General features: G+C 66.9%; 14 protein-coding genes and 2 tRNA genes. 15 read left to right on the plus strand and 1 reads right to left on the minus strand.

Translation table 11 applies throughout. The annotated features are described in order from the left end of the window. Nucleotides 1-245 precede the first annotated feature (245 nt). From dnaN to MJ604_RS10665, 11 genes are all read left to right on the plus strand, one after another. The gene (gene dnaN / locus MJ604_RS10615; protein WP_243058307.1) at nt 246-1,385 is read left to right on the plus strand and encodes a DNA polymerase III subunit beta; all 1,140 of its coding nucleotides are present in this window, start codon (nt 246-248) and stop codon (nt 1,383-1,385) included. Nucleotides 1,386-1,414: 29 nt separating this feature from the next. Continuing rightward, entirely contained in the window at nt 1,415-2,323 is a 909-nt protein-coding gene (gnd, locus tag MJ604_RS10620) for a phosphogluconate dehydrogenase (NAD(+)-dependent, decarboxylating) (RefSeq protein ID WP_243058308.1), read from the plus strand. Nucleotides 2,324-2,330: 7 nt separating this feature from the next. Beyond that, nucleotides 2,331-3,443, plus strand: a complete 1,113-nt coding sequence (recF, locus tag MJ604_RS10625) for a DNA replication/repair protein RecF (protein WP_243058309.1) — start codon at nt 2,331-2,333, stop codon at nt 3,441-3,443. Beyond that, nucleotides 3,436-3,957 carry a DUF721 domain-containing protein gene (locus tag MJ604_RS10630; protein ID WP_243058310.1) on the plus strand — a complete coding sequence of 174 codons (522 nt, stop codon included), beginning with the start codon at nt 3,436-3,438 and terminating at the stop codon, nt 3,955-3,957. Before recF ends, MJ604_RS10630 begins: the two co-directional genes overlap by 8 nt. Nucleotides 3,958-4,220: 263 nt before the next feature. After that, nucleotides 4,221-6,341, plus strand: a complete 2,121-nt coding sequence (gene gyrB / locus MJ604_RS10635; RefSeq protein ID WP_374458348.1) for a DNA topoisomerase (ATP-hydrolyzing) subunit B — start codon at nt 4,221-4,223, stop codon at nt 6,339-6,341. A 53-nt stretch (nt 6,342-6,394) separates the two neighbouring features. Continuing rightward, a complete protein-coding gene (gene gyrA, locus MJ604_RS10640) occupies nt 6,395-9,049 on the plus strand; it encodes a DNA gyrase subunit A (protein WP_243058311.1) in 2,655 nt (884 codons plus the stop codon). Then, nucleotides 9,049-9,567, plus strand: coding sequence for a DUF3566 domain-containing protein (locus tag MJ604_RS10645; RefSeq protein WP_243058312.1), 519 nt, complete (start codon nt 9,049-9,051; stop codon nt 9,565-9,567). Before gyrA ends, MJ604_RS10645 begins: the two co-directional genes overlap by 1 nt. 70 nt (nt 9,568-9,637) lie before the next feature. Continuing rightward, nucleotides 9,638-9,714 (plus strand) — tRNA-Ile (locus MJ604_RS10650). Between the two features lie 45 nt (nt 9,715-9,759). Continuing rightward, nucleotides 9,760-9,885, plus strand: coding sequence for a DLW-39 family protein (locus MJ604_RS10655; protein WP_243058313.1), 126 nt, complete (start codon nt 9,760-9,762; stop codon nt 9,883-9,885). A 23-nt stretch (nt 9,886-9,908) separates the two neighbouring features. Further along, nucleotides 9,909-9,981, plus strand: a tRNA-Ala gene (locus MJ604_RS10660). 279 nt (nt 9,982-10,260) lie between these two features. Further along, nucleotides 10,261-12,036, plus strand: a complete 1,776-nt coding sequence (locus MJ604_RS10665) for an ATP-binding protein (RefSeq protein WP_243058314.1) — start codon at nt 10,261-10,263, stop codon at nt 12,034-12,036. A gap of 29 nt (nt 12,037-12,065) precedes the next feature. Here the strand turns inward: MJ604_RS10665 and MJ604_RS24245 are convergent, their stop codons facing one another. Next, nucleotides 12,066-13,013, minus strand: a complete 948-nt coding sequence (locus MJ604_RS24245; RefSeq protein WP_243058315.1) for an HNH endonuclease signature motif containing protein — start codon at nt 13,011-13,013, stop codon at nt 12,066-12,068. A gap of 106 nt (nt 13,014-13,119) precedes the next feature. Between MJ604_RS24245 and MJ604_RS10675 the strand changes: the two genes are divergently transcribed. From MJ604_RS10675 to MJ604_RS10690, 4 genes are read left to right on the plus strand one after another with little or no spacing between them, the layout of a single operon-like run. Next, entirely contained in the window at nt 13,120-15,726 is a 2,607-nt protein-coding gene (locus tag MJ604_RS10675) for a Z1 domain-containing protein (protein WP_243058316.1), read from the plus strand. Then, nucleotides 15,719-16,729, plus strand: coding sequence for a PD-(D/E)XK motif protein (locus MJ604_RS10680; protein WP_279235761.1), 1,011 nt, complete (start codon nt 15,719-15,721; stop codon nt 16,727-16,729). The genes MJ604_RS10675 and MJ604_RS10680 overlap by 8 nt, the downstream gene beginning before the upstream one ends. Further along, a complete protein-coding gene (locus tag MJ604_RS10685; protein WP_243058318.1) occupies nt 16,713-18,557 on the plus strand; it encodes a hypothetical protein in 1,845 nt (614 codons plus the stop codon). The genes MJ604_RS10680 and MJ604_RS10685 overlap by 17 nt, the downstream gene beginning before the upstream one ends. After that, nucleotides 18,554-19,441 (plus strand): hypothetical protein, encoded by an 888-nt coding sequence (locus MJ604_RS10690; protein WP_243058319.1) that lies wholly within the window; start codon nt 18,554-18,556, stop codon nt 19,439-19,441. The genes MJ604_RS10685 and MJ604_RS10690 overlap by 4 nt, the downstream gene beginning before the upstream one ends.

A 19,441-nucleotide genomic window follows, 5' to 3' on the forward strand; every position in this document is an offset into this window, starting at 1 on the left:
CACAATCACTGTGCACCGGACGAACCGCACCTGACCTGCGGAAACAGTGGTTATCCACAGATTCCACCGCTCCTATTACTCCGACCTACCTCTAGACATCTCGATCGCCCGTGAACATCCACCCGGGCCCCTTCCTGGGGACAACTCCCGGACGTCCCCGCTGCATGGCAGGATGCGCATCCCAAGATTTCTCCCGAGATCTGTAGTTCCTGACCCGTAGTTCCGACAGAACCGAAGGAACCATCGTGAAGTTCCGCGTCGAGCGCGACGTCCTGGCCGATGCCGTCGCGTGGGCTGCCCGCAGCCTCCCGGTACGCCCCAGCGTCCCCGTCCTGGCCGGTCTGCTCATCGAGGCGACCGACGAGGGCCTGGTGCTCTCCACCTTCGACTACGAGACCTCCGCGCGAGCCACCCTCGCCGCCGAGGTCAGCGACGAGGGCCGTGCCCTGGTCAGCGGTCGGTTGCTCGCCGACATCTGCCGCAGCCTGCCCGCGAAGCCGGTCGAGATGGTGCTCGACGGTGCCCGCGTCTCGCTCACCTGTGGCTCCGCCCGGTTCAGCCTCCAGACGATGCCCGTCGAGGACTACCCGAGCCTGCCGGACATGCCGGCCGCGACGGGGACGGTGGCGAGCGAGGCGTTCGCCCACGCCGTCGCCCAGGCGGTCACGGCCGCGGGCCGTGACGACATGCTGCCGGTGCTGACCGGCGTCCGCATCGAGATCGACGGCTCGACGATCTCGCTGCTCGCCACCGACCGCTTCCGCCTCTCGCACCGCGAGCTCGACTGGAGCCCGCGCACTCCCGACGAGTCCGCGGCCGCGCTGGTCCCGGCCCGCGTGCTAGGCGACACCGCCAAGTCGCTGACGGCGGGCGGCGAGGTGACCATCGCGCTGGCGAGCACCGGCAGCGGCGAGGGGATCATCGGCTTCGAGGGGCACGCGCCGGGCGGTCTGCGCCGTACGACGACCCGCCTCCTCGACGGCGAGTTCCCGAAGGTCCGCAGCCTCTTCCCGAGCGAGCACCAGACCACGGCCCTGGTCGACCGCGCCGCGCTGATCGAGTCGGTCAAGCGCGTCTCGCTCGTCGCGGAGCGCAACACGGCGGTCCAGCTCGCGTTCAGCGACGGCGTGCTGACCCTGGACGCCGGCTCCGGCGACGAGGCCCAGGCATCGGAGTCGATCGAGGCGAGCATCAACGGCGAGGACATCACCACGGGGTTCAACCCGCAGTTCCTCCTCGACGGGCTCACCGCCATCGAGCAGCAGGTCGTCGAGCTCGCGTTCACGCAGGCCTCCAAGCCGGTCGTGATCAGCGGCTCGGTGGCGGACGGGGAGACCGACCCCGCGTTCCGCTACCTGCTGATGCCGCGCCGCCTGCTCTCCTGAGGCGTCACCCACAGGGCTAGGGTCGCGGTATGGAACTTGGACTCGTCGGTCTCGGCAAGATGGGCGGCAACATGCGCACCCGGCTGCGCAACGCCGGGCACACGGTCGTCGGCTACGACCGCAACCCCGACCTGGCAGACGCGGACAGCCTCGCGGCAATGGTCGACCAGCTCCCCTCACCCAAGGTGGTGTGGGTGATGGTGCCGGCCGGCGACCCGACCCGGGACACGATCCGCGAGCTGGGCGAGCTGCTCGGCGACGGTGACCTCGTGGTCGACGGCGGCAACTCGAAGTGGACCGACGACCAGGCGAACGCCGCGCAGCTGGCCGAGAAGGGCATCGGCTTCGTCGACTGCGGCGTCTCCGGCGGGGTCTGGGGCCTGGAGAACGGCTACGCGCTGATGTGCGGCGGCTCCGACGCCGACGTCGCGAAGATCCAGCCGGCCTTCGACGCGCTCAAGCCCGAGGAGGGCGGCTTCGTGCACGCCGGCAAGAAGCCGGGCGCCGGGCACTTCGCGAAGATGGTCCACAACGGCATCGAGTACGCCATCATGCAGAGCTACGCCGAGGGCTGGGAGCTGCTCGAGAAGGTCGACCTCGTCGACAACGTCACCGAGGTGTTCGACTCGTGGCGCTCCGGCACGGTCATCCGCTCGTGGCTGCTCGACCTGCTGGTCGCCGCCATCGAGGAGGACACCCACCTCGACAAGATCGCCGGCTACGCCGAGGACTCCGGCGAGGGCCGGTGGACCGTCGAGGCGGCGATCGACAACGCCGTGCCGATGAACGTCATCGCCGCGTCCCTGTTCGCGCGCTTCACCTCGCGTCAGGACGACAGCCCCGCGATGAAGGCGATCGCCGCGATGCGCAACCAGTTCGGCGGCCACGCCGTCCACACCGAGCCGCCGGTCGGCGGCGACGCCCACCCAGCGCCGTGACCCGTTCGTGTACGTCTCGCACCTGACCCTGCACAACTTCCGTTCGTACGTCGCGGCGGACGTGGAGCTGTCGCCGGGCGTGACCGCGTTCATCGGTCGCAACGGTCAGGGCAAGACGAACCTCGTCGAGGCCATCGACTACCTGTCGCGGCTCGCGTCGCACCGGGTCGCCTCGGACGCGCCACTGGTGCGCGCCGGCGCCGACCAGGCCGTCGTGCGGGCGGCCGTCGTCCGTGACGGGCGGACCGCGGTGCTCGAGGTCGAGCTCAACCCGGGCAAGTCGAACCGGGCCCGGATCAACCGCTCGCAGCTGCCCCGGGCACGCGAGCTGGTCGGCCTGGTGCGCACGGTGGTGTTCTCGCCGGAGGACCTCACGCTCGTGAAGGGCGACCCGTCCGACCGTCGCAAGCTCCTCGACGACCTGCTGGTGCTGCGCACGCCGCGTCTGGCGGGGGTCCGTGCCGACTACGACCGGGTGCTCAGGCAGCGGAACTCCCTGCTCAAGACCGCGCGGATGAGCCGCGGGGCCCTCGACACCCTCGGCGTCTGGGACGACCACCTCGCGCGCACCGGCGCCGAGCTGCTCGCCGAGCGTCTCGCGCTGGTCGACGCCCTCCGGCCGTACGTCGGCAAGGCGTACGAGACCGTCGCGCGGGGCGCGACCCGCGACGACGCCGACATCGAGTACAAGCCGTCGTTCGACCTGGAGGGGCGTACCGGCCACGACGAGCTCACCGAGGCGCTGCTCGCCGAGGTGGAGCGGCGCCGTCCCGACGAGGTGGACCGGGGCGTCTCCCTCGTGGGCCCGCACCGCGACGAGCTGCTGCTGCGGCTGGGCGAGCTCCCGGTGAAGGGCTACGCCTCGCACGGGGAGTCGTGGTCGTTCGCGCTCGCCCTGCGGCTCGCGTCGTACGACCTGCTCCGCGCCGACGGCGACGACCCGATCCTGATCCTCGACGACGTGTTCGCCGAGCTCGACACCGAGCGCCGCGCACAGCTCGCCGACCTGGTCGCCGGTGCCGAGCAGGTGCTGGTGACCGCGGCGGTCGGCGCCGACGTGCCCGAGGCGCTGGCCGGCGTCCGCTACCGGGTCGCCGGCGGGGAGGTCACCCGTGAGTGACCCGGAGGAGCCGGCGGTCGAGCGCCAGGACGACGGTCTCGACCTGGCGAAGGCGATCACCCGCGCGACCGCGAAGTCGACCCCGGCCGCACGCAACCGGCCGCGCAAGAAGGACAGGCCGGCGCGGGGCCGGGTGACCGGTGCGCACCCCGACGACCGCGACCCCCAGCTCCTGGACAGCACCCTCGGGCGGCTGGTCGCTGACCACGGCTGGGAGCTGGACCTGCGCGTGCACGGCGTCTTCGGCCGCTGGGCCGAGCTGGTGGGCGACGAGGTCGCGGCGCACTGCACCCCCGAGTCGTTCGCCGACGGCAGGCTCGTGGTCCGCACCGACTCCACGGCCTGGGCCACCCAGCTGCGGCTCCTCGCGCCGACCGTCGTACGCCGCCTGAACGAGGAGCTCGGCCACGGCACGGTGACCGTGATCGACGTCCTCGGGCCGCACCTGCCGACCTGGAAGAAGGGCCCTCGCTCGGTGCGCGACGGGCGCGGACCGCGCGACACCTACGGCTAGCCACACCCCGGGTCGTCAGGAGGCTGCCTGAGGCGTCCCAGCGGCCCCGCGACCATACCGGGCCCTGTCCGCACCCCTCCTGGGCGCTCGGAGACGCGCTCACGGGGCCCGTGTGGCCCGATTTCCTCCACAGACACCCCTCCTGTGGAGGCGCACACGTGGAATCCGGCCCGCAGAGGGCTATCATGGCCGATGGCCGTCCAGCCCTGGTGCTGCGGCCATCTCCATGTCACGACAGGTCCACAGCCGCAGAAGAGGTACGCGTGAGCGACGTCAATCCCGTCGAGCCGGACGAGACCACCGCCCCCGAGGCGGAAGTGGCGGCGAACGTACCCGCCAACCGGGTCGACACCGAGTACGACGCCTCCGCGATCCAGGTCCTCGAGGGCCTCGAGGCGGTCCGCAAGCGCCCCGGCATGTACATCGGCTCGACCGGTGAGCGCGGCCTGCACCACCTGATCTGGGAGATCGTGGACAACGCGGTCGACGAGGCGCTCGCCGGCCACTGCGACCGGATCGTGCTGACCCTCCAGCCCGACGGCGGCGTCCGGGTCGAGGACAACGGCCGCGGCATCCCGACCGGGACCGCCCCGGGCCAGGAGCTCCCCGCCCTGACGCTCGCCCTCACGGTGCTGCACGCGGGCGGCAAGTTCGGCGGCGGCGGCTACAAGGTCTCCGGTGGTCTGCACGGCGTCGGCGTCTCGGTCGTCAACGCGCTGTCGACCCGGGTCCTCGCCGAGGTCAAGAACCGTGGCCACCTGTGGCGCCAGAGCTTCAGCGTGGGCGTGCCGGACGGCGACCTCGAGGAGGTGCGGCCGATGGAGGACGGCGAGGCCACCGGCACCGCGATCACGTTCTGGGCCTCGCCCGACATCTTCGAGACCACGACGTACTCCCTCGAGACGATCACCTCCCGCATCCGCGAGATGGCGTTCCTCAACAAGGGCCTCGAGATCGTCGTCCGCGACGAGCGGCCGGCCGCGGACGAGATCGTCGACGCCGTCGAGGACGACACCGTCGACGACGCGGTCGACCAGCGCCCCGACGAGATTAAGCGCGGCGAGGCGGGCGGCATCGAGCAGGTCTTCAAGTACGAGCGCGGCCTGGTCGACTACGTCGAGCACATCAACCGCAAGAAGCAGGCGGCGAACCCGACGATCATCTCGTTCGAGGCCGAGACGCCCGACACCGTCGAGAACCACATGAGCCTCGAGGTCGCGATGCAGTGGAACGTCTCGTACAACGAGTCGGTCCACACCTTCGCGAACACGATCAACACCCACGAGGGCGGCACGCACGAGGAGGGCTTCCGTGCGGCGCTGACCTCCCTGGTCAACAACTGGGGCGAGGAGTGGGGCCTGATCAAGAAGAAGGAGGACCGGGTCTCGGGCGACGACATCCGCGAGGGCCTGACCGCGATCATCTCGGTCAAGCTCGGCGAGCCGCAGTTCGAGGGCCAGACCAAGACCAAGCTCGGCAACACCGAGGCCAAGGGCTTCGTGCAGCGGATCGTCAACGACCAGCTCGGCGCCTGGCTGGAGCAGAACCCGACCGAGGGCAAGGACATCGTGCGCCGCGCCCAGGCCGCCGCGACCGCGCGCATGGCCGCGCGCAAGGCGCGTGACCTCGCGCGCAGCCGCAAGGGCCTGCTCGGCGGGGGCGGCCTGCCCGGCAAGCTGTCGGACTGCCAGTCGACCAACCCGTCCGAGTGCGAGGTCTTCATCGTCGAGGGCGACTCCGCCGGCGGCTCGGCACGTCAGGGCCGCGACCCGCGGATCCAGGCGATCCTTCCGATCCGCGGCAAGATCCTGAACGTCGAGAAGGCGCGCATCGACAAGGTCCTGGGCAACCAGGAGGTCCAGTCGATCATCTCCGCGCTGGGCACCGGCATCCAGGAAGAGTTCGACATCGAGAAGCTGCGCTACCACAAGGTCGTGCTGATGGCGGACGCCGACGTCGACGGCCACCACATCAACACCCTGCTGCTCACGCTGCTGTTCCGCTTCATGCGCCCGCTGATCGAGGGCGGCTACGTCTACATGGCACAGCCTCCGCTCTACCGGCTGCGCTGGAACAAGCCGCACGAGCACGAGTTCGTGTACTCCGACTCCGAGCGGGACGCGCTGCTGCGGGCCGGCCAGGAGGCCGGCAAGAAGCTGCCGAAGGAGAACCCGGTCCAGCGCTACAAGGGTCTCGGCGAGATGAACGCCAAGGAGCTGTGGGAGACCACCATGGATCCGGACCAGCGCCTGATGCTGCAGGTCACCCTGGACGACGCGGCGCACGCCGACGAGATCTTCTCGATCCTCATGGGCGAGGACGTCGAGCAGCGCCGCTCCTTCATCCAGCGCAACGCCAAGGACGTCCGATTCCTGGATATCTAGACGTCTAGCGACAGTCCTAGATTCCAGTAGAGCCGACGAGAGAGAACCAGATCGTGACTGAAACCCCCACTGACGGCGGCGGTACTCCCCCTACGGGCGGCCGGATCGAGCCGGTCGAGCTGCAGACCTCGATGCAGCGCGCCTACATCGACTACGCGATGGCGGTCATCGTGGGTCGCGCGCTGCCCGACGTACGCGACGGGCTCAAGCCCGTCCACCGGCGCGTGCTCTACGCGATGTACGACGGCGGGTACCGCCCCGACCGCGGCTTCTCGAAGTGCTCGCGCGTCGTCGGTGACGTCATGGGTCAGTACCACCCGCACGGCGACACCGCGATCTACGACACCCTCGTGCGCCTGGCGCAGCCGTGGGTGATGCGTGCGCCGCTCGTGCAGGGGCAGGGCAACTTCGGCTCGCCGGGCAACGACTCCGCCGCCGCGATGCGGTACACCGAGTGCCGGATGGCGCCGCTGGCCATGGAGATGGTCCGCGACATCGACGAGGAGACCGTCGACTTCCAGCCCAACTACGACGGTCGCTCCGAGGAGCCCGTCGTCCTGCCGGCCCGCTTCCCGAACCTGCTGGTCAACGGCTCGGCCGGCATCGCGGTCGGCATGGCCACCAGCATCCCGCCGCACAACCTGCGCGAGGTCGCCGAGGGCGCGAAGTGGGCCCTCGAGCACCCCGACGCGACGCGCGAGGAGCTGCAGGACGCGCTCATCGAGCGGGTCAAGGGCCCCGACTTCCCCAACGGCGCGCTGATCGTCGGCCACCAGGGCATCGAGCAGGCCTACCGCACCGGCCGCGGCTCCATCACCCAGCGGGCCGTGATCGAGGTCGACGAGGACGCCAAGGGCCGCACCTGCCTGGTGATCACCGAGCTCCCGTACATGGTCAACCCGGACAACCTGGCGCTGAAGATCGCCGAGCTCGCCGACTCCGGCAAGGTCCAGGGCATCTCCGACGTCCGCGACGACACCTCCGACCGCACCGGCCAGCGCCTGGTCATCGTGCTGCGGCGCGACGCCGTCGCCCGGGTGGTGCTCAACAACCTGCTCAAGCACACCGAGCTGCAGACCAACTTCAGCGCCAACATGCTGGCGCTGGTCGACGGCGTGCCGCGCACCCTGTCGATCGACCAGTTCATCTCGAACTGGGTCACCCACCAGATCGAGGTCATCCGGCGTCGTACGGAGTTCCGGCTCCGCAAGGCCGAGGAGCGCGCCCACATCCTGCGCGGCCTGGTCAAGGCGCTCGACATGCTCGACGAGGTCATCGCGCTGATCCGGCGCTCCCCCGAGGTCGACGACGCCCGCCAGGGCCTCATCGCGCTGCTCGAGATCGACGAGCTGCAGGCCAACGCCATCCTCGACATGCAGCTGCGCCGCCTGGCGGCCCTCGAGCGCCAGCGGATCATCGACCAGCTCGCCGAGATCGAGCTGGAGATCGCGGACCTCAAGGACATCCTCGCCAACGTCGCGCGCCAGCGGTCGATCGTCGCCGAGGAGCTCGACGAGATCGTCGAGAAGTACGGCAACGACCGGCGTACCCAGATCATCGCGGCCGACGGCGACCTCTCGATGGAGGACCTGATCCCCGACGAGGAGCTCGTCGTCTCGATCACCCGCGGCGGCTACGCCAAGCGGACCCGCGCCGACCAGTACCGCACCCAGCGCCGGGGCGGGAAGGGCGTGCGTGGCGCGACCCTGCGCGGCGACGACGTCGTCGAGCACTTCATCGCGACCACCAACCACCACTGGCTGCTGTTCTTCACCACGGCCGGCCGGGTCTACCGCACCAAGGCGTACAACCTGCCCGAGGCGTCGCGGGACGCCAAGGGCGGGCACGTCGCCGGGCTGCTGTCGTTCCAGCCGGACGAGAACATCGCGCAGGTGCTGGCGATCCGCGACTACGAGCAGGCGCCGTACCTCGTGCTGGCCACGCGCAAGGGCCTGGTCAAGAAGACCCGCCTCGGCGACTACAACAGCCCGCGCCAGGCCGGCGTCATCGCGATCAACTTCCGCGACGACGACGACGAGCTCATCGGCGCCGAGCTGGTCAGCGCCGAGGACGAGATCCTGCTGGTGTCCCGCAAGGGCCAGGCGGTGCGCTTCAAGGCCGACGACGGCCAGCTGCGACCGATGGGCCGGGCGACGTCCGGCGTCCGCGGCTTCGACCTCGGCGGCGAGGACAAGGTGCTCTCGATGTCGGTGATCCGGGCCGCGCAGGCGGCGACGGAGGAGTCAGAGGAGAACATCCAGTACGTCTTCACGATGACCGACGGCGGCTACGCCAAGCGCAGCCGGATCAGCGAGTACCGCCTGACCAACCGCGGCACCAAGGGCGTCAAGGCGATGACCCTGACGAACGAGGACCGCGGCGGCCTGGTCGGCGCGTTCATCGTCGAGGACGGCGACGAGATCCTCTCGATCACGCAGGGCGGCCAGGTCGTCCGCAGCCCGATCAACGCCGACTTCCGGCCGACCGGACGCTCGACACAGGGCGTGAAGTTCGTGACGCCGAAGTCCGGTGACGCGGTCGCGGTCGTCGCCCGCTCGGTCGAGGCGCGTGACGAAGATGAGGACGCCGTCGAGGCAACCGATCAGGTCGCCGAGTCGTCCGATACGGGTACGGATGCAACAATCGATGGGTCCGCCGGTGCGGAGCCCGAAGCCGGGTCGGACACCGACGGAGAGAGTGAGAGCTGATGACCGACGGCCAGGACACTGCCGTTCGCGCTCCCCTGGGCGAGCGGATCTCGGCAAAGCTGTCGAACGCGGCCGACGAGCACCGCGCGAACGCCGCGCCCGAGTCCACCAAGAAGGCGAAGAAGGCCGCGTCCGGGCGCAAGCCACCGCGTCGCGCCCGCCTCCGGCTGACCCGCATCGACCCCTGGTCGGTGATGAAGACCTCGTTCCTGCTGGCGATCGCGTTCGCCGTGGTCACCGTGGTCTCGGTCTTCATCATCTGGTCGGTCCTCGCGGCCGCCGGGGTCTGGGACTCCATCAACGACACCGTCCAGGACGTGGTCGGTGGCGAGGAGGCGGCCGGCTGGGACGTCGAGAAGTACGTCGGCATGTCCCGCGTCATGGGCTTCACCATGCTGGTGGCCGTGGTCGACGTGATCCTGATCACCGCGATCGCCACCCTCGGAGCGTTCCTCTACAACATGTCGGCGGCGCTGCTCGGCGGCGTGGAGCTGACGCTTGCGGAGGACGAGCGCTGAGCACCGGCCATCGCGCCGGCCCCGTTTTGTCGGTCGTTCGACCGCTGGGGTAGTGTTCAGCCTCGGTTCGGGGCCTATAGCTCAGACGGTTAGAGCGCTTCCCTGATAAGGAAGAGGTCACAGGTTCAAGTCCTGTTAGGCCCACCACCCGGCCCGGTCGCTCGGGCGAAGCCCGATCCTCTGGGAGTCACCATGAAGAAGATCCTCCTGCTGGTCCTCCTCGTGGGTGTCGGCCTCGTCGTGAAGCGCAAGATCGACGAGGGCAAGAAGGAGCAGGCCCTCTGGGCCGAGGCGACCGACTCGGTCTCCCGCAGCTGATCCTGGCTCCTCCCGGTCCACCCGGGGCCTTGGCGCAATTGGTAGCGCACCTGCTTTGCAAGCAGGGGGTTAGGGGTTCGAGTCCCCTAGGCTCCACTCGATGAAACCGCAGGCCAGCCTGCGGTTTCCTTCGATTTCGGGACTATCCCCCTGCTGTTGCATGTATTGCTGTGGGGGACGGGGACGGGTGGGGGAATCCCCTTGTGGCCAATCGGGCGCCTGGGAGGGGATCTTGAGGGCCGCGGTCAGATCTCCGAATATGCAATCAGGTTCAGAGCCGGCCTCCGGCGTGAGTCGTGGATGTCTGTCGCTAGGATTCCGGTCGAGACGGCCGCGGCTCCCAAGGCCCTACGTGAAGCCGAAAGGATCCTGCCAATGGTCGAGGGTTCGATGCCTAGTCCGCCTGTTCCGGACTTCCTCCGCGCTAAGAGTGATCGCGCCGTCAAGAGGGAACTGCGGGGCATCCTTCAGAGCTACCACCACTACTGGGATGTCCTTGCGGAACTTCTCCAGAACGCGCGGGATGCGATCGAGCGGCGGAAGGCTCTGCAGGCCGCCTCGGGCCTCCCAGTCGACGCTGGCAAGATTCACGTCATCGTTGACGCGACGCAAAGGTCGATCGAGGTAGTCGACAACGGCACGGGTATCCCTGCTTCCTTCATCGAAGAAGTTCTTGCTCCCGGAGGCGGGGACAAGTCGTCTACCGACGACGAGGTGGGCGAGAAGGGCGTCGGTCTGACGTATGTAGCCTTCAGCGGAGATGAATTCTCGCTGTCCACCGTTTCGGCCAACGATGCGACATCGTGCACCCTCACTGGTGCGTCTCGGTGGGTGACCGCGGACGATCAGTCCGTTCACCCCCCAAAGTTCGAAGTGCTCCAGACTTCAGGCGCACCCGACGGTTTCGATGGCGGCACTTTCACTGCGATCCGAGTCGCCGGCATTCCTCAGCGATCGTCGACCGACCTGTTCTCGCTCACAAGTGAGCAATTGAAGTGGATTCTCCGAACACGCACTTCACTTGGGGACACGCATGTGGTGCTCCGTGGGGAGTCGCTTCCAGATACCCAAGCGACGTACTCGTGGACTTCGGTAAACGGGGAGCACTTGGTTGCGCCGCTCGAGCTTGGGTATCCGGAGCTCGCGGGTGCGTCAGCGCTTCCTATTGAAGAGGTCAATAGCCACTTGGTCGGGAAGACCGATGCAGCTTCGAGGAAGTACCTCTCCGGGAAGGTGGTGACAGGGCACAAGGTGATCGGCACCGGGGCTGACGTCCTGCGTGTTTTCGGAGTCATGCTTCCTGGCAACAAAGCCGTTGATGCCTTGGCGGAGGCGTACCACTTGGGAGAGGACGCCGACGACGCGAGCCCGATGGTCAATGCGGGCATCTTCGTTGTCACGAAGTCGATGCCGACAGGCGTCCAGATCTCCCCCGCGCAGCGGGGTGCATATCCGGCCTACTACAAGCGCTGCATCTTCTTGGTGGAGTCAGATCGCATCGACTTTGACCTGGGTCGCAAGTCGATGCACTGGCAACACGAGCGCCGACTCCAGAACGCTGTGGCGGACCTTTTCGTTCAGTTCGAACGGGTCGCCAAGTTCCAGGCGCCCTCCGAGGACTCGCCGATCGCGCCGACGCCGGAGACATCCGCGGAGCGCAAGCTGCGCATTAAGAAGATGTGGGAGGAGGCGGAGGGGCGGCATCCCCTCGGATGGCCAGGTGTGGCCTTCGAAAAGGTTCCGACGAATCAGGAGGCCGCGGTCGCGGCCCTCTTCCACGAGCTCCTCGGTGCACAGAAGATCAAGGACATCCGGCCGCTTGCTGCTGGGTACGCGACGCAGTACGACCTGCTGGCCCATTACGTGGGCGGAGGAACCGAACTGCCAATCGTGATCGAGTTCAAGGACAAGCTGGAGAGCGTTCTTGCAGACTTCCGTGACGGCGTAAAGTCGATCGGTGATATCGATCTCTTGGTGTGCTGGGACGCTAACCAGAGCAAGATCGCGGAAGTTGGTTTGCAACTTGACCCTGAGCCTGCCCCGCCCTATGACGGAGTGACCCACCAGTTGCACCTTCCCGCCGAGATTAGCCCCGAGCCCATCCCGGTAATCGTGCTTAAGAGTCTTCTGGAAAAGTCGGTCGTGTCGTAGGAGAGCTTTGGCCGAGTCAGTCGGAACGCTCACCCTGTTCGGTGCTCGGACCAGTGGCGACTCAGCCAAGTGACTTGGCTGTCGCCAAGTTCTGCTCGAAGCCGCCGGCCTTCGAGCTTGGAGTATTGCGGGTATCGCGCAAGCGGGTCTGCGACGTCCACCCGAAGCGTCGTCGGATCGACGGCCAACCAGCCATCGTCGAACAGCCGGTGGATGTCACGACGGAGCAGCAACCCACCGTGTTCGTGATGGACGCCCAGTTGCGCGTAGCTGTACAGATGCCCGGCCTCCAGCGCGCGTGCCGGCGCCCCACCGGTGAACGCACAACTTTCTCCTTGTCGCGCGAGGAGGTGCTCTCGGAACTGACGCTGGCCCCGACGTACCCGAACGATCTCCAAGCGATGGCCTTGGGGAAAGAAGAGGTCAGGATGGCGATGATCGACACGTTCGACCGCGCGGTCAGCTCCCTTCGCGGCGATGGCGGCTCGGAAGTCATCCCACCGCATGGCCCGCATGCTCAACTGGCTGCGCGGCGACTCACACAGCGAGCGGAGATCAGGTCCTCGGAGCAGGTTGTCCAGTGACGTCCACGCTGCATCGTGCCGAGAGCGGTACTCGGTGACGATGACGGACTGGCTCGTGGGTACATCGAACTCAGCGCCACACTTGTAGCACTTGTAGAGTGGGCTCTTGTTCTTCCTGGCCTTGATCCCGGCCATGGCGCAGGCAGGACACTTGAAGAGGAGCTTCTCCTTGGTCTCCTGTGTGATCTCCTCGACCACCGAGATGCCGAGCAAACGGTCCTTGTCCCATAGGGCGATGCGATCACCGGGCCTGACGTTCGCATGGTTCGGGACGGTGCTGTCCCAGGTGTAGTAGACGTCGACCTGGTCGTCGTATCCGGCGTTGCCGCCGTGCTGCCGGTTGTCGCCGACTGTCATCAGCAGCCACGAACCCGGTCCCGTCCCGCCATCCACCTCTGAAGCTTGGCATTAGGACGGCCGCGCGGTGCAGATTCCTCGGTATCCGTCAGCCCTCGCCTATAGCCTGACCGGGTTCCGAGGTAACGAGAGAGGAAGCCGCGTGGAGCTGACCACTCGTGAGCAGGCAGCGCTCGGTCAGATCGAGATGCTGATCAGGCAGGGCAAGTCCGAGACCGAGGCAGCGGAGACGCTGAAGGTCTTGCTCGTCGGTGAGGCGGTGCTCGTCGACAAGGTCGTCCGGTTCCGGCATGAGGTCGCAGAACAGCGACGGACCATAGCGACGACCCACGCTCTGTTCGACCCCGAGGAGGAGGGCGAGCCCTGGTACGGGGGCCCGGGCGAGTATGATGTCTTCTGGCCGGATCTCCGCGCTGCTCTGGAAGCCGATCCCTCGTGGGTCGATGCCGTACCGAGCCTCGACGAGGCCTCGACAGACATCGTTGGACTCTTGGCGGATCCGCACAGCCCGTCGATCCGGACCCGCGGCCTCGTGCTCGGCTTCGTCCAGTCGGGCAAGACCGCCAACTTCACGGCGACGATCGCCAAGGCGGCCGATGCCGGATATCGGCTCTTCATCGTGCTGTCGGGTGTGCACAACTCCCTGCGTCGGCAGACCCAGTTGCGCATCGACGAGCAACTCGTGGAGCGGTATCCAACACGATGGGTGCCCCTCACCGACGAGCAGCGGGACTTCGGCAAGCCCGTGAAGGCGCTGCCTCTCCTGGGGGCCCCGGATCTCCGTTGCATCGCTGTCGTCAAAAAGAACGTGTCGCGGATGACTCACCTGCGGGACTGGCTCAGGGAGGCTCAGAAGCACGGCGGCCTGGAGAACTGTCCTATCCTCATCATCGATGACGAGGCCGACCAGGCCAGTCCGAATGCCGCGAAGGATCCTGAGCTGGATCGGACGAGGATTAACGAGCGATTGACGGAGTTGCTCGCACTCCCGAGAGTGGCCTACGTCGGTTACACGGCGACACCGTTCGCGAATGTGCTCATCAACCCCGCCGACGCGGCGGACATCTACCCACGGTCGTTCATCTACGCGCTGCCGAAGCCACCTACCTACTTCGGTTCGCGGGAGCTCTTCGGGGCGTCCGTGTCGGAGGACGAGTCCACGACCTCGGATCAGCCGCACGACATGATCCGGATCGTTCCGGACGATGAAGCTGAAGAACACTCCACGAAGAGTCTGCTCGCCGATGGCCCTCAGGTGACAGATTCGCTCGGCGAAGCGATCCGATGGTTCGTACTGGCCACGACGGCGCGGCGCGTGAGGTCCGGCGTCGCCAAGCACTCGAGCATGCTGATCCACACCACGATGCGCGTCGATCCGCAGCTCGCCTACATCGATCCGATCAGGTCGTTCGTCAAGAAGCTCGGGGTCGAGATCCTAGAGGGCAATCTGGCCCCGCTTCGAGACCTGTGGGAGCAAGAGAGCCTTGCGGAGCCGGCCTCGCGCCACGGACTCCGGTCGATGTCCTTCGACGAACTCGTGCCCGCACTCTCGATCACAGTCGACGAGCTCAAGGTCCTGGCGGACAACGGATTGTCGACCGATCGTCTCGTCTACGACCACGAGCCTGCCACCGTGATCGCTGTCGGCGGCAACACACTGTCTCGCGGGCTGACCCTGGAAGGTCTCGTCTCCTCGTATTTTCTGCGCAGTTCGAACACTTACGACACCTTGCTCCAGATGGGCCGCTGGTTCGGATATCGCCCGGGGTACGGCGACCTGCCACGCATCTGGACGACCCAACAGTTGGCCGACGACTTCGAGTTCCTCTCGGAGATCGAGGACGCCCTCCGGACTGAGATCACCAGGTACCGGACGATGGACAACGCGACTCCCGCCAACCTCCCCGTCCGCATCGGGCTCCATCCGCGCATGCAGGCGACGGCCAGGGTGAAGATGCACTTTGCGATCCGCGGAGAGGCGTCGTATAGCGCTCAGCGACCGCAGACGACCTACTTCGCGCATCGCGACGAAAGGACGATTGCTTCGAATCTTGGCGCTGGGCGCAAGTTGCTAGAGGGCGCGAAGGCCGCCGGAGTGGTCGAGGACGTCCAGGACAGCAGAGTGATCATGCGCGATGTGCCGGTGGACCTCATCCGTAGGTTCATACGCGACTACGCGTTCCATCCGGATAGCGAGATGACCTCGGACCTGTTGCTCAAGTACATCGACGGGCAGGCCAAATGTGGAGCTCTCCAGGTCTGGAACATCGCTGTCATGGGGATCCAGAAGCCGAAGAGCACTGTCCCACTCGGTCTGGACGCAGAGAGCGCGCTGATCACACGATCGAAGTTGAAGCGGCCCAGCACGGGAACGCGTGCGGTCATCGGAACCCTCATGTCGAAGCCCGACCGGGTGGCGGACCTTCTTCCCGCCGCGTCGGTGACGACCGCGACAACTGATGAGGAGCTGCAGGCCGCCCGCGACGAAGACGGCCGTGGACTCTTGGTTCTCTATCCGATCGACAAGAGATCCGAACCCAAGGCGAGCACCAAGGGACGAGTCGCCCTGGACGCTGTCGGTGACCTCCTCGGCGCTGCATTCTGCTTCCCGACTGCCGCTCAGAACAGTGAAGCTGCTGACACGATCCAGGTCGACGTGAGCCAGATCCAGGCCACTGACGACGAGGGCTTCCCCGCGTATGAGGACTTGGAGGGTTCACAGGACGAGGTGGACCTCGATCATGCCTAGTCAGGATCTCGAGGGGGTATGGACGGTCCTCGCGACAACACCTCCGGCGTCCGGCATCGAGGTCGCACCGACTGGCAATGCCGTCGCTGCCGGTGAGGTCCTTGTAGGAGTGGATCACCTCAGCCGACGTCATCTGCTCATCCCGCTGCTCCCAGGAGAGGCCGCCCGAACTGACACCAAGGGCCGTGGCGTCCACCTCGCCCGGCTGAGCCACGGCAGCACCGTCTACCTCACGGTCCTCTGCCTCCTTCCGGAGCTCCATCACGTATTCACGCAGTTCTGTCGCGAACTCATGGAGACGGTCGCAGGAGCCACGTCGCCCGCGAAGGAGACCGCGGCCGCTATCGACCGGTGGCGTGTGCTCTTCTCGGACGCCGATCGACGCGGCCTCGCCAATGACGAAGTGCTCATCGGACTGCTCGGAGAACTCCTTGTCGTGGAGCGTCTGCTCGGACTAGGGGCCCCTGCCGACCTCCGGTTTTGGGGCGGTCCGTTCAACGACATCCACGACCTCCGGAGCGCATCGCACGCGATCGAGGTCAAGGCGACCTCGGTCCGTGAGGGACGCATCGTCTCGATCTCGAGCGTCGATCAGTTGCAAGAACCCGCCGGCGCCGATCTCCTCTTGGTCCACATCCGGCTCGACAGCGATCCTGGCGGATTCAACCTGCCCGATCTGGTCGGCCGCAATCTCGATGCCGGGGCCGATCGCGATCAGATCGACCGCCGGCTCGGCGAGCTACGCATCGTTGCGAGTGATCTCGCCCCGTATGCAGGACGCAGGTTCACTGTCGCGGACAGTCGCGTCTACGACGTCACCAGCTACGCGTTCCCACGTCTGCTGAGATCGTCCTTCAGCGGGGGGGACATCCCATCGGGGACGCTGCGGATCAGCTACTCGATCGACCTCACGAACGAACCGCCCAACCCACTCCAACAGGCAGAGATCGACCTCGCCCTGACCGCACTCGCCACGGAGGCTGCCAGTGAAATGGATCCCTGAGCCGAAGCCGCCGACAGGCGGACTCGCCGCTGAGGGCTTCTACAAGTTGTTGGGCCGCCCTCGGCTCGATCCCCTCACGGTCCTGGTCCGGGAGACCGCGCAGAATAGTTGGGATGCCCGACTCCAGAACGACCTGCCCGTCGACTTCAGCATCCAGGGCTGGGTTCTCGACGACAAGGAACGACGAGCACTGCGCGACAGGGTGTTCGTCGATGCCGGCCGAGTCAAGGGCACTTCGCTCGCGGCGGAGCTGTCCCATCCGGTACTGCTCGGCCTCTACATCACGGACCGCAACACCAAAGGCCTCGGCGGCCCGCTCCAGGCCGATCAGGCCGACGCGCAGAACATCTACGACTGGGTCGACTTCGTCCTCAACGTCGGTGAGGCGAACACGCAAGGGCACACCGGTGGAACCTACGGGTTCGGAAAGACGATCTCCTACGTCGTCTCGGGAGCAAACGCCGTGGTGATCCACTCGCGGACCATGTACCGCGGGCGCATCCAAACGCGACTCATCGCCTGCGCGATCGGAGAGAAGTTCGCGCGTGGTGGCAAGCTGTTCACCGGTCGCCATTGGTGGGGAGAGACCGGCGATGAGGCTCCGCTCCCGGTCACTGGAGCGGAGGCAGACCGCATCGCGACGGCGATCGGCATGCCCGCGTTCGACGAAGGCGAGACCGGCACCAACCTCCTCGTCGTCGCACCTGATCTCGGTGGTCGTACGCCAGAGCAGGCGATGAGGTTCATCACGGAATCGGTGACTTGGCATCTCTGGCCGAAATTGACCCCGCGTAAAGGACGCGCCGATCCGATGACGATCCATGTCACTTGGAACGGGGAGCCGGTGCCAATCCCGCGTCCGGAGGATCGACCGCCCCTCCACGGGTTTGCGCAAGCGTTCAGAGCCGTGCTCGACGGCGAGGTCGCCAAGGATGTGCCCGGTCTCAAGGTGGACCCGATCCAATGTCTTCGGCCGAAGGCGCGGGTCGGCACCCTCGCCACCTTGCCGCTGATCCATCGTGATCGAGTTCAGGTGGACGACGGTCACGACCCGGACGATCCCGACTCGCCACGCGCCGCAGCAGCGATCACCGGCGTATGTCACCACGTCGCTCTGCTGCGGACGCCCGAGCTCGTCGTCGACTATCTGGAGGGACCGCCGCCGCCGGAGGGCGGGACCGAGTGGGCAGGCGTGTTCCGCGCGGAGGACGACCAGGACAAGCACTTCGCCCCGGCAGAGCCGCCGACGCACGACTCGTGGAATCCCGAGCTCCTCCCCAAAGGGCAGGGACGAACGATCGTCAACGTCGGTCTTCGCGAGATCAAGTCCGCGCTCGAGAACCGCTGGGCCAGTCGCAAGAGATCCAGTCACGCCGATGTTGCCAGCACCGCGCTGATCGCCGATGAGCTGGCCCATCTGGTCGGAACGGTCGATGGCCGGGGCCGGGGTCGGCGCCGCAAGGAGACCGGAAGTACGACGCCGGGCGCGGTGAGGCCGAAGGTGGACTTCGTCTACTCCGGCCCGATCGAGATCGCCGGCGAACTGGCGACCCTGGCTCGCGTGCGGATCACGCCGGCGCCGTCCTCACAAACCACTCGGCTTCACATCGCGGTCGCGGCTGCATTGGATGGGAGCTCGGCCGATACCGCACTCGACCCGTCTCTGGCCCTGGTAGCTGCGAAGGTAGCGGGCGAACCGGTCGATGTAGGCGGCCGGAGTCATGCCCTGACGCTGAGCCACTCGAGCTCTGTGGAGGTCGAACTTCTGGTACGCCGCGGGCCCGAGACGACGGTCCTATTCGACCTCGAGGCGGAGCCCGTTCGGTGAGGCGACCGATCGTTCCCTTCCTGACCCCGCCGGAGGCGGCCGTCAGCCACGGCGGGTGGCTCTTGCGCTCCGGGGAGGAAGACATCCCCCTCCCGACGGAGGTGCCGCACTGGGACTACCAGACCACGCTCCAATTGGCGGCACCCGTGTCTGTCGATCGCCGCACGGTCACCGAGGTCTGCCACCTCGACCGGGAGAGTGGACTTGCTGTCCTGGTGATGGTCAAGTCCAGCCATACCAATGCGGAGATCCTCGCCGCGCGTCTCGAGCTGCCGATGGCAGACACCTACGACCTCGCCGTCGAGCTCCAGCTGGATGGTCCGGAGCTCGGCGGTCGACTGACGTTGACCACGCTTCTCGTCGTCACTGAACCGAAGCCACTCGATCGGCTCGCGCCCCAGCACCCCGGAAGCATCATCTGGCGCACCAGTCACTGGACCGACCTGGAAGGTGTGGGGACCCAGTTCCCGACGGACACCGTCGACTTCGCGGCAGCCGGCATGGATCCCGATGCCGGCTGGCAGTTCAGGATCGACCTCGCCGACCCGGACGCGCGATTCATGGCAGCGGCACGACTGACCCTGAACTCCGGTCATCCCGCGATAGTTCGTCTGCTCGCCGGCGCCAAGGATGCAGGCACGGAGCAGCTGCTGCGCACTCTCAATTGGGATATCACCCGGCAGATGGTCTTCGCGGGATTGGACAGTGACGACGTGGTCGGGCTCGAGATCGACCATGACGCCACGAGCGTCGCCGCAGTGTTGCGCAACCTCCTCGGTCGGATATGGCCGACGGTCAGTACAGCGACGCTCAGGGAGTGGCGGCGATCCGATCCGTCGCGCATCGAGATCCATCTCCAGCACAATGTGAAGTTGGTGAAGTGA

It is taken from the genome of Nocardioides sp. SR21 (assembly GCF_022761125.1).
In the GTDB taxonomy this organism is placed as follows: Bacteria; Actinomycetota; Actinomycetes; order Propionibacteriales; family Nocardioidaceae; genus Nocardioides.

What these genes read in the sequence shown, in the direction of transcription:
- gnd (WP_243058308.1), top strand. Translation starts at nt 1,415, where the DNA reads ATGGAACTTGGACTCGTCGGTCTCGGCAAGATGGGCGGCAACATGCGC.
- MJ604_RS10645 (WP_243058312.1), top strand. Translation starts at nt 9,049, where the DNA reads ATGACCGACGGCCAGGACACTGCCGTTCGCGCTCCCCTGGGCGAGCGG.
- MJ604_RS10655 (WP_243058313.1), top strand. Translation starts at nt 9,760, where the DNA reads ATGAAGAAGATCCTCCTGCTGGTCCTCCTCGTGGGTGTCGGCCTCGTC.
- MJ604_RS10665 (WP_243058314.1), top strand. Translation starts at nt 10,261, where the DNA reads ATGGTCGAGGGTTCGATGCCTAGTCCGCCTGTTCCGGACTTCCTCCGC.
- MJ604_RS10680 (WP_279235761.1), top strand. Translation starts at nt 15,719, where the DNA reads ATGCCTAGTCAGGATCTCGAGGGGGTATGGACGGTCCTCGCGACAACA.